Source organism: Enterococcus sp. LJL51, from assembly GCF_049894025.1.
GTDB lineage: Bacteria > Bacillota > Bacilli > Lactobacillales > Enterococcaceae > Enterococcus_L.
In genome coordinates, this window is record NZ_JBNEQE010000011.1 from 13005 (window position 1) to 28499 (window position 15495).

Genomic DNA, 15495 nt, shown 5'->3' on the forward strand with positions numbered 1-15495 from the left:
CCTTTTTATTTTTCATTTTACTCTTAATTGAGTAATACTCCTTTTAGGCTATCTCTTCGGAGATAGTCTTTTTTTGTCTAATAAATAGTTAGAGGAAGTCTAGCATGACTAGAAATGAGCAAGAAAATTTACAATTATTCATTATGTCTTTAAACCTAACAGCAATGATACTTGGAAAATAGGAGCACAGCAATTTTTTTTGGGAGGCCTTAAGAGCCCACTTTGATGATAAGCTGGAATGATTTGAGCTGTTGCGTTTTTAGCATATTTTACTGATTTTTTCTATAAACGTTCTGGTGCTGTATAGCAACCAAAACAAAAGGTAGATAGAGGAAAAATAGATTAGCCCGCTGCCACAAGCCTCGATAAGGGATAGGCAGCTGAAGCAGGAAGGGAATTTTAGGTGCAGCAAACAACAGCATAAAAACGGATGAAATAAGAAAAGTGATGAATAGAACTACAACCATAAAGCGATTCATCTCTAGAGAATACAGCCGGATTAGAATAAAGGTACCGATTAGTAAGGCAAGAAAACCTGCGCCAGAAGCGTAGTCATGAATCATCTCTTCAATTTCGCCGCCAATAGTTGTTGCCGCCGACCGGTCGAAAATCCCGGTAAGTATGCAGTCTCCAGTACTGAAAACAGCCAACATAATTCCCAACCACTTTGCAAGGGAACGGTTGGTAACCTTAAACCGTTCATAGAATGCAGGAATAGTCAGTAACAGCAGTAAACCATCTATGATTGCCCAAATCTTAAAGGCCATTTTTGTAGGACTGCCATTTTCGCCGAATGCACTGATTAGCATAGTAAACGAATCATAGTTCGTATAAAAGGCTGCTAAAATAATTGGAAAGATTAGTTCGCTGGCAACAGCTATGAGTAATAAATAAAAACCATATTTTTTTAAATGTTTCATGATTAAGCCTCCTGTATCCGATGATTATTCTCATTGTAATACGTTTGAGGTTATTTCTCATTTATTAACTTCTCAAAGGCAATTCATTTAGATATGCTTAAGCAAAGCTCATCATTTTTTATTTTTTAAATCAATGAAAAAACGAATCTATCATGAATAAAAATAAATATTTAAAATATATTTTTGTTATATATAAGATAATGTTATGATTGTATTTGTAGTTAACTTTTCTTAAGTATAGGGGGGGACAGGATGACATTAACTAAATTGAATGAGTTAGAAGCTGCATATGAAGCAGCTGATCAGAAGTTAAAAGCTTTTCTTCAGAAGAGGATTCAGTCATTAATTTTCTTTGGGCGTACGATCAAACTATATGAAGCTAAAGCGACCTGTTTTAGGGAAGTTGTTGCTGAATGTGAACGTTTGGAAAAACAGGCGAAAAAGCAGTCATCCTCTTCGTGACAGTCAATTAACACAAAATAAAATTTATTCATATTTTTTCGATAAAGAGTGAGTAATAGTACGTAACTCAAGTAACGAGAGTGGGGCAATAGTCAGAAGAAAATCTGATTATTGTCCTACTTTTTTAATTTTAGGGTACACAAAAAGCACACAGCCTTGTATGATTAAAGTGCCTAAACCCAATCAAAAGGAGCGTGCTTTTATGTTTAAAAATTATACCATTAATCAAACGATTTTACCATTAGAGTTGGAACAGTTTATTCCTGAAACTGACGTCGCTTTTGCGGTTAATGCCTTAGTCGAAGCAATGCCGCAAACACTCTTTAATAAACTAGAAGAGCAATTAGGCCGACCGGCCTACCACCCGAAGATGCTATTAAAAATTATTCTGTATGCGTATACTCAGCGTGTCTTTTCTGGTCAGAAAATGGAATTTCTGTTGGATGACAGCTACCTATGCGCTGGTTAGCGAACCACGAACAAGTCAGTAGACGACCATGGAAATATGTTTGAAACAGCAACAGACATTGGCGATTCATCAGTTCTTAGAGGTGAAAACAATCGTGACAGCAAATCTGATGTCGACATGTTTAAGATTCGTCCGGCTTATGATGGTGCATATAAAATAATAGTTACTGGCGGTATTCAGGTTTTTGATGAAAATGGTGTTCAAAAGAAATCACATCCAGCGACATTTGTAAATGGCCCAGCTTATGATTTGGAAGCTGGTAAAGCTTATTTTATAAGGGTTGAAAGTAGTACCATGGTTAATAATTATGTTGCGGATAAAATATATGAAATCAAAATACAGGATCCGTTTGATGCAACGAAGGAATATGGAGTTGAAACATTAAGTCTAAGTCATAGTTCAATACCTTCCACAGGGTACCTTTCCGGATTTGGCGCAACATTTAATGAGCGTCATCCAATTGCTTATTATAAAGCGTATAGAACACCTTCAACCGTTTCAATCAAGGCGTTAAAAGTAAGTCTTTCTTCAAGCGGCTCAGCTACATCAATCGAAATTTACAACGAAGCAAAAGTGCTAATTGGGCAATCTGCATTGGGAGAAGACGGAAAACAAACCGTTTGGGTAAATGTTGGTAAAGACCAAGTTGTTTACACGAAAGTAGTGAATGAAACCCCTGGAGTCTTAGGGTACTTTTTCCATTTAGGTTTTCTAAACTCACTGATTGAGTAGTTTTTCAACAGTATAAGACCACCTTCAAAAGTTAGTCTAAAAGGCTAAATTTTTGGAAGTGGTCTTTTTATTTATGCTGGGAACATCAAGTGTAGTCAAATATATTCTAAGTTTTGGAATGTGTCTGAAAAAAATTATAATTGTTAATGGCTAAAACTTTCGTAAATGAAGAATAAGAATAGGGAAGCTCACTATAAAACGGAATTGCATTTTTTTGCGATAATATAATTACTTTTAAAATGTTTTTGCTTTATATTGCAAAAAAATGCAATCAGTGTTATCGTTAATTAACGAGGAGAGAAAAACATGCTGATTGAAGAACGATTAGAAAGAATTAAAAGTGTATTAGAGGAACATAAAAGTGCCACGATTGAAAAGCTTGTAGAGGAACTTAAAGTATCTAAAGATACTGTCCGGCGGGATTTAATTAAATTAGAGAAGCAAAATGTCGTGAAAAGAACGCACGGTGGTGCGGTTCTAAACAACCGGGAGGCAATGATTTTTAATTATGATCAACGCTCAGAAAAGTTTCACTTAATTAAAGAAAAAATAGCGCAAAAAGCTGCAGAGCTTATTAAGGATAATTCCAGCGTTATCTTTGATTCCTCGACAACTGTGGAAGCGGCTATTCCTCAATTGCAAGACAAAAATATTTATGCAATTACTAACTCACTAACTCACGCCAAGCTTTTGGCGAAAAATAAGAAAGGTGAAGTGACTCTTTTGCCTGGAAAGCTCCATAAGGAACAACTATTCTTATATGGGAGTGAAACAATTCAAAAGCTAGAACAGTATAATGCAGACTATACACTTTTAGGTGTGTTTGCAATATCTGGTAAGGGTCTATTTATTCACACGGAAGAAGAAGGACTTGTAAAACGTCAGATGGCTCTGCAGGCAGCCAAAGTAATTGCTGTAGCTGACCATACAAAAATTGACACGACAGGCTTTTTTAAGGTCTGTGAATTATCTGATATTGATTACTTAATTACAGATATGGAGCCTGATCAAGAGTTTATACAAGCTTTGAATGAAAAAAATGTTGTGCTTGTTTTAACAGAACATTAACGAAGGAGATTTGGAATGGTAAACAAAACAGTTAAATTAAAGGAAATAACAGCACCTAAAAAACATGAGGGTGTAGCTCCAACAATATTATCAAATACAACCATGGCAGAACGTAAAGAGAAAGTAATTAGCAGAATGAACGAAGAGGGCTACGATACTCTAGTTATTTATGCGGATAAAGAACATGGGGGGAATTTTGAATATTTAACGGGATTTATCCCGCGTTTTGAAGAAGGATTACTGGTTCTAGAGAATACAGGGAACGCTACCGTGATTTTAGGCAATGAGAATCTAAAAATGGCAAAATTTTCTCGAATTCCGGTGACCTTAAAACACAGTCCGTTCTTCTCCCTGCCAAATCAGCCTATGGATAATGAACAACCATTAGAAACGCTTTTTGACGAGCTTGGATTTAATAACATGAAGAAAATTGGGTTGATTGGCTGGAAGATGTTTACACCAAAGAATACCAATCCGGCTGTTTATTTTGATATTCCTTATTTTATTGTAGCAGCGATTAAAGAAAGCATCGATTCGACAGCTGTTTTGGAAAATGCGGCTCATCTTTTGATTGGCGGAGAGAACGGTACTCGAACGACAAATAATGCAAACGAGATTGCTCATTATGAATATGGTGCTAACTTAGCATCCAACTGTATTTTAACAGCTATGGATGCTGTAGAACCTGGCATAAAAGAAGCTGAGTTAGGCAATCTATTAGCTGCAGAAGGTCAATACAATACAGTTGTAACCATTGCGGCAACTGGACAGCGGTTCGAGAGTGGGGTAATCTATCCAACCTACAAGCAAGTTAAAAAGGGAGATCCTTTATCCTTAACAACAGCCTTCAAAGGCGGTTTATCTAGTAGAACAGGGTTTGTTATCTCTAGTGAAAGTGAACTGCCAGTGGAACAAAGCGACTATTTAGAACGGGTGGCTAAGCCATACTTTAATGCAGTTGCTACTTGGCTGGAAACTGTAAAATCGGGTATCAAGGGGAAACAGATTTATCAAGCCATTGAAGACGTATTTCCAAAAGAAATGTATCATTGGCACTTAAACCCAGGGCATTTAGTAGCTGATGAAGAATGGATGTCTTCGCCGATTTATAGTGAATCAAATGAGTTATTAAAAAGCGGAATGATTTTACAAATAGACATCATTCCTTCTATTACTGGGTATACCGGGGTGAGTGCCGAAGAGTGTGTGGCATTGGCGGATGATAAACTGCAGTTGGAAATTCAAGAACAGTATCCAGAGCTGTGGCAACGAATCCTCACAAGAAGAAAGTATATTAAAGAAGTCTTGAATATACAGCTGAGCGAGGAAATATTGCCGTTATCAAATACAGTTGCCTATTTAAGACCATTCTATTTGGCTAAGGATCAGGCGTTCTATTGTGAATAAATGAAAAAGCTTAGAGGGAAACCCTTAAGCTTTTTTTCGTATTTCCCCAAGTTCTACGCCTTATTTGTTAAAAATAGAATGAAATCAAGTATTACAAAAGCCAATAATGGAATAACTATAAAATTAATTTATGGCAAAGTGTAATTGGCAATGGTAGACTTAGGGTTTAGAAGTATTTATTTCTAAAAAAAGAGACTGAGACTATTTTCCAGTTAATAACTAGATTAATTAAAAAAGCTAGTCTTTATGATAAGTGCATGGTTAATCAGAAAAAGTATTTTTTATCAGCACCCGCTTGTAGACTAGGCTTTACTGAGTTGATTAAAAGCTAAATGGTTGCCTAGAGAGAAACAGTAAGCTATGCATAAATGGTGATAAGGAGTACATAAAATTTAAGACTAAAGCCGCATGTTTTTTTAGCGGTATCTCATTTATTATAGAGCCTAAGGGCATAATTGGAAGGACGATGATAGATGGCTAATGATGTTTCATACGGTTTGACGACGCAGGAAGTAAATCTGCGAATACAAAATGGGCAAGTAAATAAAGTGAAAAAAAATACATCTCGTTCTTATAAAACGATTTTCTTTTCAAATATATTTACTTTTTTTAATATAGTTAATACAATGCTTTTTTTCCTCGTTTTTCTTACAGGTTCTTATCAAAATGGCCTGTTTGTATTTGTGGTGCTGAGCAATGTTGTTATCAATCTGTTTCAGGAAATTCGGGCAAAACGGACATTGGATAAGCTGGCCCTTATAAAAGTGTCTACTGCCCAAGTCTATCGAGACAATAGATTACAGACAATCTCCATCAATCAACTAGTGATAGATGACTATCTTTTTCTTGAAAACGGAGATCAAATACCAACGGATGCCAGAATTTTTGAGGGAACGCTAGAAGTGAATGAATCGTTGCTGACTGGCGAGGCGGATAGTGTTTACAAAGAGAAAAATGCTGAGCTGTTTTCCGGCAGCTTTGTGACATCTGGTAGTGCTGTATGTCAGGTAATTCGTGTCGGTGAAGATAATTATATTCAAAAAATCACTAAAGAAGCAAAAACAATCAAAAAGAAAACCTATCTCATTCAAGGCGGATTAAACAAAATAATCAAATGGGTCAGCATGCTGCTGATTCCGTTATGTAGCTTGCTTTTTTTGAAACAGTATTTTTTTTCACATGCTACGGTAGACTATGCGATTTTGCATACTGTTGCGGCAGCTGTAGGTATGTTTCCAGAGGGGCTCTTCTTGTTAACGAGTGTCACCTTAACGATTAGTGCTGTTTATCTTGCCAGAAAAAAGGTGCTCGTACAAGAGCTTAACTGTATCGATGCATTGGCACGAGTGGATGTTCTTTGTTTAGATAAGACTGGTACGATTACCGAAGGTAAAATGACAGTGGAAGAAATGGTTTCGTTTGAGTCTGAAGAAGCAGTCCATGAAATTATGGGAAATATGATGACTTATTTACCTGATAAAAATCCAACAGCTGTAGCGTTACGAGAGTTTTTCTCAGCAAAGAACACTTTTGAATCAATGGCCGTCACTCCTTTTTCATCCGAGCGTAAATTTAGTACAGTTACCTTTAAAGAACAAGGAACCTATTATCTGGGGGCGGCTTCGTTTCTATTTTTACATGGTCATGAAGAGCTGCTGAGTCAGGAAAGAAGCTATGCGGAAGAAGGCTATCGTGTAATTGTTTTAGGACACAGCTCTACGGCATTTGAAAATAATCAGCTGCCTGAGGATATGACTGCTGTTGCTCTTTTTCTTCTATCAGATACAATTCGCGAAAATGCGAAAGAAATTCTTAGCTACTTTGATAACCAAGAGGTGCAGTGTAAAATTATCTCAGGTGATGACCCAGTTACCGTTTCTCAAATTGCTAAGAGAGTGGACTTACCTGGAGCGGATGCCTATGTAGATGTTTCGGCTATCTCCTCTAAAGAAGAATTGAAAACAGCTGTAGAGAAATATCAGATTTTCGGGCGAGTGTCCCCGCAGCAGAAAAAGGAAATGATTATCCTGTTAAAAGAATTAGGGCATACAGTAGCAATGACTGGCGACGGTGTGAATGATGTTTTGGCTTTAAAGGAAGCAGATTGTTCTATTGCAATGGCTTCAGGAGTGGATGCAGCAAGGCAGACCTCAAACCTAGTCTTATTGGAAAATCAATTTGAAGCAATGCCTGCAGTGATGGATGAAGGCCGGCGGGTGATTAACAATATCACACGTTCGGGCTCCTTAGTTTTAGTTCAAGTACTCTATTCTATTTTAATTACAATGGGTACCCTATTGATTGGGTCGGTTTATCCTTTTGAGCCGATTCAGTTAACAATCATAAATGCCTGCTTTGTGGGAATTCCAACCTTTTTTCTTAACCTTGAAGCAGATTTCAACAAAGTACGAGTTAAGTTTTTGGAAGAGATATTCACAAAAGCCTTTCCCCCAGCCTGTACGATTGCGTTGGGTACATTGTTAATTATTAATATTGGGCATTTCTTAGGAAGTAGTGGTCAGGCGTTGGCACTGATGTGCATGATTTTTACTGCATGGAACTACAGAGTTGTTCAGAAAAAAATTTATCCGCCGGTTAATAATTATCGAACGGCAATATTCCTGTGCACCCAGTTCGTTTTCTTTGCGGCATTGATTGCAGGCAAAGAGATATTTAATATAGGAGCTGCCACATTTATAAATCTTGTTTTACTGGTTGCTCTTTTAAATTATACAGCCTTTTTCCAGCGTATATTTGAGGGTCTCACTAGTAAAATACACAAGTATCTTTTACTGCGAGGAAAAGATTTGCAGAAATAGAAAAAAGTAGGATAGTCTTGTTAATGAGATGACTATTGTATCTTCAGAAGAAGGATTTGAACATCATTTTTTATTTATAAGTAATGAAAATAATTGCTCTTAATCTATCTAGAGCTGCAGCGATATGAAAAAACGCAGGAATAGAATGAATATTCTCTTGAAAACAAGAGGATATTGCTTCTCTTTCTGCGGTTTTTATTATGGAAGGAGTAGCTATTTTCTACTAATTTTTTTATGAAATCAATTAGTCTTTCAGGCCTGCTGTATAAAGCAGCGTACTATTTTCTAGCACGTAATGCGGATAAAATTGACACAGTATCGACGACCTCTTGAAGTATGGCTCCAATTAGAGCAGGAATTATGCCTGTACTTGCGACCAGCATCAAAATAATACAAATAATCAAGCCAATTAAAACAGACTGGCGGGCAATTTTCATCGTGTTTTGTGATAAGCGGACAGCCTCTGATACTCGGGTTAAGTCATCCTTTAGGATAACTGCATCTGCACTTTCGCTAGCGGCGGTTGAGCCATGGGCCCCCATAGCAATACCAATATCTGCTATTGCTAAAGCAGGCGCATCGTTTACTCCGTCGCCTACCATAATGATTGGGCGCTCAGTTTGGGATACATTCTTGAGCACTTGAATTTTTTCTTCCGGCAAACAGTTGGCATGGATCTCAGAAATGCCTACTTGATCAGCAATTTGCTTGGCAATGGACAACTGATCGCCAGTTAGCATAATTGTTTTTACAACACCTAATTTTGAAAGCTGTGCAACAGTCTGCTTAGATTCCGGACGGACAATATCTTTAAAGGCGATATACCCAACGTACTGCTCATTTAATGAAATATAGACTATGGTCTGTTCTGATGCTATTCCTGTTTCTCGACCGGCAAAATGATTTTTTCCAACTCGGATGGAAATACCAGCAACAACTGCTTGAATTCCCATACCAGTTACTTCTTCTAAATTCTTTACAGGCATTAGTGCTATATTTTTTTCCTTTGCATAGGCAATCAGAGAACGAGCCAAAATATGAGTAGATTCCTGCTCAGTACTGGCAGCATACTGCAGCAGCTCTTTTTGAGAATACTCGGGTTGTTCAACATGAACTTCAGCAACGGATAATCTGCCTTCGGTCAATGTTCCAGTTTTATCAAAAGCGATGCTCTTTGCTGATGCTAATTTTTCGATAGTCGTACCCGTTTTTACCACGATACCATTCTTGCTGGAACGGCTCATACCTGCAACTAGAGCAACTGGTGCTGCTAAAATCAATGGGCAAGGAGAGGCGACGACTAAGACTTCTGCAAAGCGAACGGGGTCTTTAGAGAGGAACCAGGCTACTCCACCGATGACATAAGAAATTAAAGTGAAAGGCACGGCGTAGCGGTCTGCCAGTCTGACAAAGTGAGCCGGCTTAGCTTCAGACTCTTTGACCAGCTTTACTAAGGTCTGATATTGACTATCGGTGGCTTCTCGTACGACTTTGACATGAATTGCGGCATCACCGTTAATCGAGCCGGACATAAGTAAATCGTGAACCTTCTTTTCAATAGGCTTTGATTCACCCGTTAACGAAGATTCATCCACCGTTGTTTCACCGGTAACTATTTTCCCATCAACGGGAACAATCTCACCAGGCTTAACTAAAAGTAAGTCATTGATACGTACGGCCTCAACTGGGACATCTTCGATAGCTTCATTGATTAGTCTATGAGCTGTTTGTGGGGAATTATCCAACAGTGATTTCAGTTCACGCCCTGCCTGTCGGCTAGCATAATCTTCTAGGCTGTCTCCACCTGTCAGCATGATTAAGACCATCAAACTTGCCCAATATTCTCCTACCAGCAGGGTAGCTACAATTGCAGTAATAGCCAAAATATCTATCCCGTATTTGCCGGACTTCAAGGTTTCAATCATGCCAATTAGCATTGAAACAGTAGTAATACCGCCGACAACAACAATCAGCCAGAAAGCAATTGCAGGCTGATGCAGAACGAATTCTGCAAAAAGAGAAATAATACCGACTAAAGCAACGAGAATCAGCTTTTTCAAATTACTCATATTTTCACCCCATCATTTTTATATGTATTAAAAACAGTTCTTCATTATTTGGAAAAGCAGCTAATCGGTTTGAAGTCGTAGATTACTACAAGAAATTAAGAAAAAGCTAAAGCTATCCAGACCAAATATTCCTACAGAAGAGCTATCTTCAAGCTCAGCATACCACTAAGTATCAATGAATAAAAATGGGAGTATTTAAATGATAAAGAGAATCATTAACACCTTTTTCTAATTAAGAATGTAGACTTGAAAACGGCGTTCTTCGATAAAAAAAAGCTTAGTTGTGTACTCTGCTTATAGTAAAAAAGTAATGATGTATATCTGAAATGGAGACGGGCTTGTACATAAAATATAAAAAAGCAATTTAAAATCTTTTTAACGAAAGCGGGATTGTCTATCGCTATTAAATTTATGTTATTATGTTAAAAATCTAAAAAATATTTTTATGATAATTAACTATTTTTAAAAATCTATATGTTAGAATAAAATTATACCATTAGTCTAGAATGTGACAATGATAATAGATGAACAGCTCTTCTTAAAAAGGAATGGATAAAGGAAAATCTGTCGAATTAGTAGATAACATTTACCGAGCGTGGGTTTGGTTGAAAGCAAAATAGAGGTGAAAAAATGAGAATTTATGTTGAAACAAATGGAAAGAGGACTTCTTTTGGATATAGAGAATTAGCTGAAAAAATGTGGTTTAAAGAAAAAAAGGTAAAGAGCTTGAAATATCCCATGCTGGAAATGATGAAAGTTTGCAGAATGAATTTAAATTGGCTGTATCTCTCGATAAATGGCTTAATGATGGAAAGTGGAGTGAAGTCAAAACTAAAATTTATTTTGAATACATTGAAATAAATCCTTTAAAAGATAGCAATATCATTGAATTTGTTTTCACACATATTAAACTTATGACTGTAGATAAGCGGGCGATGTATATTGTTGTCCTAGAGCTGGCTAAAGAATTAGGTGGCAGAATCAGTGAAGATGAGATGAGAACTTGGCGGTCAGTTGCTGAGTTTGAGAAAAAGCATAAATCGATACTTTCTCTAACCTTTGAGGAAGCGAATGAGCGTAGTTTAAAGGAAGCACCCCTTAAATAGAGTAAGGAGTGACGGAAATGGGAATAGCATTTTTTAAACAAGGTGAAGATGGCAAGATGTGATTTCAATCAGATTTTTCAGTTTTAGATGAAAATTTTGTGGAATTAGTCTATCAAAGCACGCATTTGTTTAGCAATGATATTGAGAAATTATTTGAATTAGATCCTTATGGTGATACTGTGTTAAGTGTACCAAAGCAAAAAATTCTCTTGCCAATTTTGATGGAAATCAAAGAAAAACAAGTTTTATTGAATTACAAAGATGAGGATGACCCTGGCTTAGATAAAACAATTCAGTTTTTAAATGACACGATTAAAAATGGCAATATTGTCGTCGCTAATGGAGATTAGGATGTATTTACGTTTATAGCAGAGAGGAGCTATTATTGATGAAACATGTTGTGATATGGGTTGCTGACTGGCAAATGCAATGTTGTGGTAATCCATTTTGCCTGAATGAGATTGTCAACTGGACAGTAGTAAATTGGACAAATGATAATTCTACAATTCTAGATAATTTTAATATTGACTATTATTTGGAGAATCATTTAGATGAGTTGGAGAAATATGAGGAGATAAGAGGAGAAATAGTTTCAATTGATAAGACTTATCTAACTTATCAAATAGATGAAAAAAGAAATGTATATGTACCAATAGATATTTTATTTGAAGGAACTTCAAATAAAGTGACGGGATACGAAAAAAATAAAAAAAATTATGATTTTGCTGGTTATTTGGTAAAACTCCAAGTGGAGTAATTTTGCTTTATGGTTATCCATTGAGATACAAAAGAAAAGAGCTCATAATTGTTTTTTAAATAAACAGAAACGGAAAAAATTAAAACGAGTCTGGACTCAGTATTTACGGTCCAGACTCGTCTTTTACTCTCAAAACAACAATCAAACTAAGAATCAAATGAGATCGTCATTTTTGAAGTGTATAACAATCAAGGGCATATCCGCAACACTGAAACACAAGACGTACCTAGCCTTACGGGAAACAACAAGAGCTGCTGGAAACTTCATTGACATTGGAAGAAAAGCAGTTAATAGCTATATTATTTGCAGAGTAGCTTTCTTCATTTAAAATTCCCAAATAATGAATATAGAATGATTCTGGAAAGTTTAGTTTAGTGTTATTTATCTTGAGTTTGGTAGTGTCTTAAAAATGAGTTTGTTAGGATAAAATAGAGGTGGGACCATAGTCAGAAGAAAATCTGATTATGGTCCCATCTCTTCAAGTCTTAATGCCACAGAAGTTTGGAAATCTGAAAAAGCCTAAATAACTCAAATATCTATATTTAAATTGTGTTTAAGGTATTGACCTAGGCTCATTTAATCATGATATACTAAATAAGTACCATTTATAGACAAATTTTTAGGAGGAATGAGAAATGAAAAAGAATTGTTGGCTAGGTTTATTTTGTGTTGTCATAGGGTTATTTCTGCAGCCAATTGTTGGACAAGCAGGAAGCAATCAGTCGTCAGATATTGTGTACAACGATGGACGGGTGGTCCCTACAGATTATCTGATGGAATATGAAAAGAAAATTCCTTTAGAAACCTTCCCGTCAGAAGGGAATTGGCCTGTTCAAAAGTCTCCACGTCAGATTTTTGGAGAGGATGATCGTGTAGTTGTTGAGGATGTAACACAGTCCTCGTACAGAAAAATTGTTTTTTTGGAAATTAAATTTCCTAAGGCATCTGCTGAAGGAACAGGATTTTTAGTATCCGCTGACACTGTTTTAACTGCGGGGCATTGCTTATATGCACCTGACCTTGGCGGCTGGGCGCAATCAGTTAATGTATATCTGATTGAGGAAGGAACAGAGAACAACCTCTATGATATGGGAAACTACAAAAAAGTGACATCAACTACTTTTATGGTTCCCAGAGGGCGGCTGGAATACTACACACCAAATTATGATATGGGAGCGATTAAGCTGTCAGAGCCAGCCGGAGAGAAAAATGGCTGGTTTGGTTTGACTCAGGAATTACCTGCCCCATATACATTAAGCGGATATCATTCAGATGGAAAAGGTAAAATGCTGACCCAAACGGTAGGTACCCTTGTGAAAGAATCCAAAGATACAATTGACTATATTTTAGATTCAAAACCAGTTTCTAGCGGTGGACCAATTTATAATCCAAATAATCAACAAGCAATGGCGATTAATGTGCAGGAATATACAACTAAAAATACTGGTGCTCGATTTAACACGTATCATTCAAACGGTATAATGAGCTACGCCTTTGCTCATTATAGTGCCTTTGGGACGCCAGTTTCGGTGGAAGAAATCAGCATAACTCCAGAAGTGCTGCAAGTAGGTGTTGGTGAAACCGAGAAAATGGCAGTTTCTATTACACCAACAAATGCAACGAATAAGTATGTTAAGCTAAGTAGCTCAGAACCAAGTGTAGCTAGTGTGAGTGATAACTCGTTAAATGTTGGACAGAATGAATCGAGAAATATACTTGTCTCAGGCCATCAACCGGGAACAACAGTTATTACTGCTGAATCGGAAGATGGACAACGAATCGGTCAAGCAACAGTGACTGTTGTTCCGGCTATTCCAGTTGAACAAATTAGCTTTGTCCCTGAAAAAATTCAGGTTTATGCAGGAGAACCAACTCCGCTGACTCCAGTTGTAACTCCGGAAAACGCTACTGATAAAGTATTTATTTGGTCAGTTTCAGACAGTTCTTACGGCACGATAGACCAGAATGGGGTGTATACTGGACACCGATTAGGAAGAAATATAATTACCGTTAAAGTAGGGCAAGGTGTAAATCAGAAGAGTGCGGTTTGTGAGGTTAATACAGTTGACCCAGCTGTAACAGGAGTGAAAATTACTCCTGAGAAAAAAGAATTATTTGAAGGAGAAAGTCAGCAGTTGACAGCAGTTGTAATCCCTGATTTTGCCAAAAATAAAACGGTAGCTTGGAGCAGCTCTAATCCTAAAATCGTCGAAGTCAGTGCGGATGGAACCGTAAAGGGAATCAAAGCTGGGACAGCAACTATTACAGCGACAACAGAAGATGGCGGGAAACAAGCGACCAGTACGATAACAGTGAATAAAGTAATTCCAGTAAAAAGTGTGAAACTTGAAATCTCAAATAAAACAATGATTGTTGGAACGGAACAGCGTGCATTTTCAACTGTATCACCTAGCAATGCTTCCAATCCTGAAATAACCTATACAAGTTCAGATTCAGCTGTCGCTGAAATTGATAAGTATGGGAGGATAACAGCGAAAAAATCAGGAAAAACGACAATTACTGTGCTTACAATGGATGGAAATAAAAAGGCAGCGGCTGTCATTACCGTAAAAGAAGAACGTCCAGTGACAGGTATTAAGCTGACTATAGCAAATAAGACGATGATTGTTGGGACAGAACAACAGCTTATCCCCACACTCACACCAGTAAATGCCTCGAATCAGCGAGTGAGCTGGATGAGCTCAAATTCAGAAGTTGCTACAATCTCAGAAACTGGTCTTGTACAAGCTAAAAATTCAGGAAAAACAACTATTACTGTTTTGACAGAAGATGGAGCGAAAAAAATATCGAGTGTAATTACTGTTCAAGAGGAAATACCAGTAAAAAGCGTGAAATTGAGCATTCCCTCAAAAACGATTATGGTTGGTGAACAGCAGCAAATCACATCTGTATTTACACCGCAAAATGCTTCTAATAAAAAAGGAACTTGGACAAGCTCTAATTCAGCAGTCGCCACTGTTTCTGAAAATGGAGAAGTAGCAGGAATCAAAGCTGGAAGAGCTACGATTACCTTTATTTCAAAAGATGGCGGAAAGAAAGTAACTGTTGCTTTAACTATTAAATAATGTAATTAGAAGAGCAAAACTACCTCTTACGGGTGGTTTTGCTTTTTGTACAGCAAATAAGATCTGTAAGTTCATTTTAAGCGTTTTTTATTTGACAGAGCTGTACTTCAACATTACAAAAGATAAGTAAGAAGCGGTGCAAAGAGTTCAGGAGAGCATGAAAGTTGAAGATATCTATCAAGCTTAAGGTCTAATTTAGAGACTAATTTTGATTTAGAAAACAATTATATGAATAAGATAATAGGCTTTACAAATGGACATCACACTATAGTCAAAATTAAGGAGTAAGCGTTAAGTGAAAATCGTATTAAAGGTTAGTTCAGTATTATTAATATTAAACGCAGCATTGATAGTAATACCCTGTGCATTAACTGTAGTACTAACAGGTGATTTTTTAGCATGGGGTTGGGTATTACCAATATTTGGTATAATGATATCTCCAGTAATATGTATTTTATTTTTTGTTTCATTGTATCTTTATAGTAGAAGCAAACGAATTGTGAAAAGGAAGAATGAGAGCTTCGGACTCGATTAATTAAATCTATTACGAAATAAATAGAAAAGAACCAGTTATAGGATAAGTGAATCTTCTTATAACTG

General features: G+C 36.8%; 11 protein-coding genes and 1 pseudogene. 10 read left to right on the top strand and 2 right to left on the bottom strand.

The genetic code is table 11. The features are described from left to right. Nucleotides 1-269: 269 nt before the first annotated feature. Nucleotides 270-920, bottom strand: a complete 651-nt coding sequence (locus ACPWSO_RS11005; protein ID WP_426083276.1) for a DUF998 domain-containing protein — start codon at nucleotides 918-920, stop codon at nucleotides 270-272. A gap of 252 nt (nucleotides 921-1172) precedes the next feature. Between ACPWSO_RS11005 and ACPWSO_RS11010 the strand changes: the two genes are divergently transcribed. The 6 genes and pseudogenes from ACPWSO_RS11010 (at nucleotide 1173) to ACPWSO_RS11035 (ending at nucleotide 7877) form a co-directional block, all read left to right on the top strand. Continuing rightward, the gene (locus ACPWSO_RS11010; RefSeq protein WP_426083278.1) at nucleotides 1173-1382 is read left to right on the top strand and encodes a hypothetical protein; all 210 of its coding nucleotides are present in this window, start codon (nucleotides 1173-1175) and stop codon (nucleotides 1380-1382) included. A gap of 202 nt (nucleotides 1383-1584) precedes the next feature. Next, nucleotides 1585-1877 (top strand): annotated as a pseudogene (locus ACPWSO_RS11015) (transposase); the annotation flags it as partial. A gap of 10 nt (nucleotides 1878-1887) precedes the next feature. Continuing rightward, nucleotides 1888-2583 (top strand): hypothetical protein, encoded by a 696-nt coding sequence (locus tag ACPWSO_RS11020; protein ID WP_426083280.1) that lies wholly within the window; start codon nucleotides 1888-1890, stop codon nucleotides 2581-2583. Between the two features lie 306 nt (nucleotides 2584-2889). Continuing rightward, nucleotides 2890-3651 carry a DeoR/GlpR family DNA-binding transcription regulator gene (locus tag ACPWSO_RS11025; protein WP_426083281.1) on the top strand — a complete coding sequence of 254 codons (762 nt, stop codon included), beginning with the start codon at nucleotides 2890-2892 and terminating at the stop codon, nucleotides 3649-3651. A 15-nt stretch (nucleotides 3652-3666) separates the two neighbouring features. Continuing rightward, entirely contained in the window at nucleotides 3667-5058 is a 1392-nt protein-coding gene (locus ACPWSO_RS11030) for a M24 family metallopeptidase (RefSeq protein WP_426083282.1), read from the top strand. A 473-nt stretch (nucleotides 5059-5531) separates the two neighbouring features. Next, nucleotides 5532-7877 carry an HAD-IC family P-type ATPase gene (locus ACPWSO_RS11035; protein ID WP_426083284.1) on the top strand — a complete coding sequence of 782 codons (2346 nt, stop codon included), beginning with the start codon at nucleotides 5532-5534 and terminating at the stop codon, nucleotides 7875-7877. A gap of 278 nt (nucleotides 7878-8155) precedes the next feature. On the opposite strand, the gene ACPWSO_RS11040 is transcribed toward ACPWSO_RS11035, so the two are convergent. After that, nucleotides 8156-9946 carry a heavy metal translocating P-type ATPase gene (locus ACPWSO_RS11040; protein ID WP_426083286.1) on the bottom strand — a complete coding sequence of 597 codons (1791 nt, stop codon included), beginning with the start codon at nucleotides 9944-9946 and terminating at the stop codon, nucleotides 8156-8158. A gap of 758 nt (nucleotides 9947-10704) precedes the next feature. Here ACPWSO_RS11040 and ACPWSO_RS11045 point away from each other — a divergent pair. The 4 genes from ACPWSO_RS11045 to ACPWSO_RS11060 all read left to right on the top strand — a co-directional run bounded on the left by ACPWSO_RS11045 (nucleotide 10705) and on the right by ACPWSO_RS11060 (nucleotide 14895). Further along, nucleotides 10705-11052: a hypothetical protein gene (locus tag ACPWSO_RS11045; RefSeq protein ID WP_426083288.1), complete on the top strand. Its 348-nt coding sequence runs from the start codon at nucleotides 10705-10707 to the stop codon at nucleotides 11050-11052. Nucleotides 11053-11150: 98 nt separating this feature from the next. After that, the gene (locus ACPWSO_RS11050) at nucleotides 11151-11402 is read left to right on the top strand and encodes a hypothetical protein (RefSeq protein ID WP_426083290.1); all 252 of its coding nucleotides are present in this window, start codon (nucleotides 11151-11153) and stop codon (nucleotides 11400-11402) included. Nucleotides 11403-11440: 38 nt separating this feature from the next. After that, nucleotides 11441-11809, top strand: a complete 369-nt coding sequence (locus ACPWSO_RS11055) for a DUF6578 domain-containing protein (protein ID WP_426083292.1) — start codon at nucleotides 11441-11443, stop codon at nucleotides 11807-11809. 635 nt (nucleotides 11810-12444) lie between these two features. After that, nucleotides 12445-14895, top strand: coding sequence for an Ig-like domain-containing protein (locus ACPWSO_RS11060; protein WP_426083294.1), 2451 nt, complete (start codon nucleotides 12445-12447; stop codon nucleotides 14893-14895). Nucleotides 14896-15495: the final 600 nt, after the last annotated feature.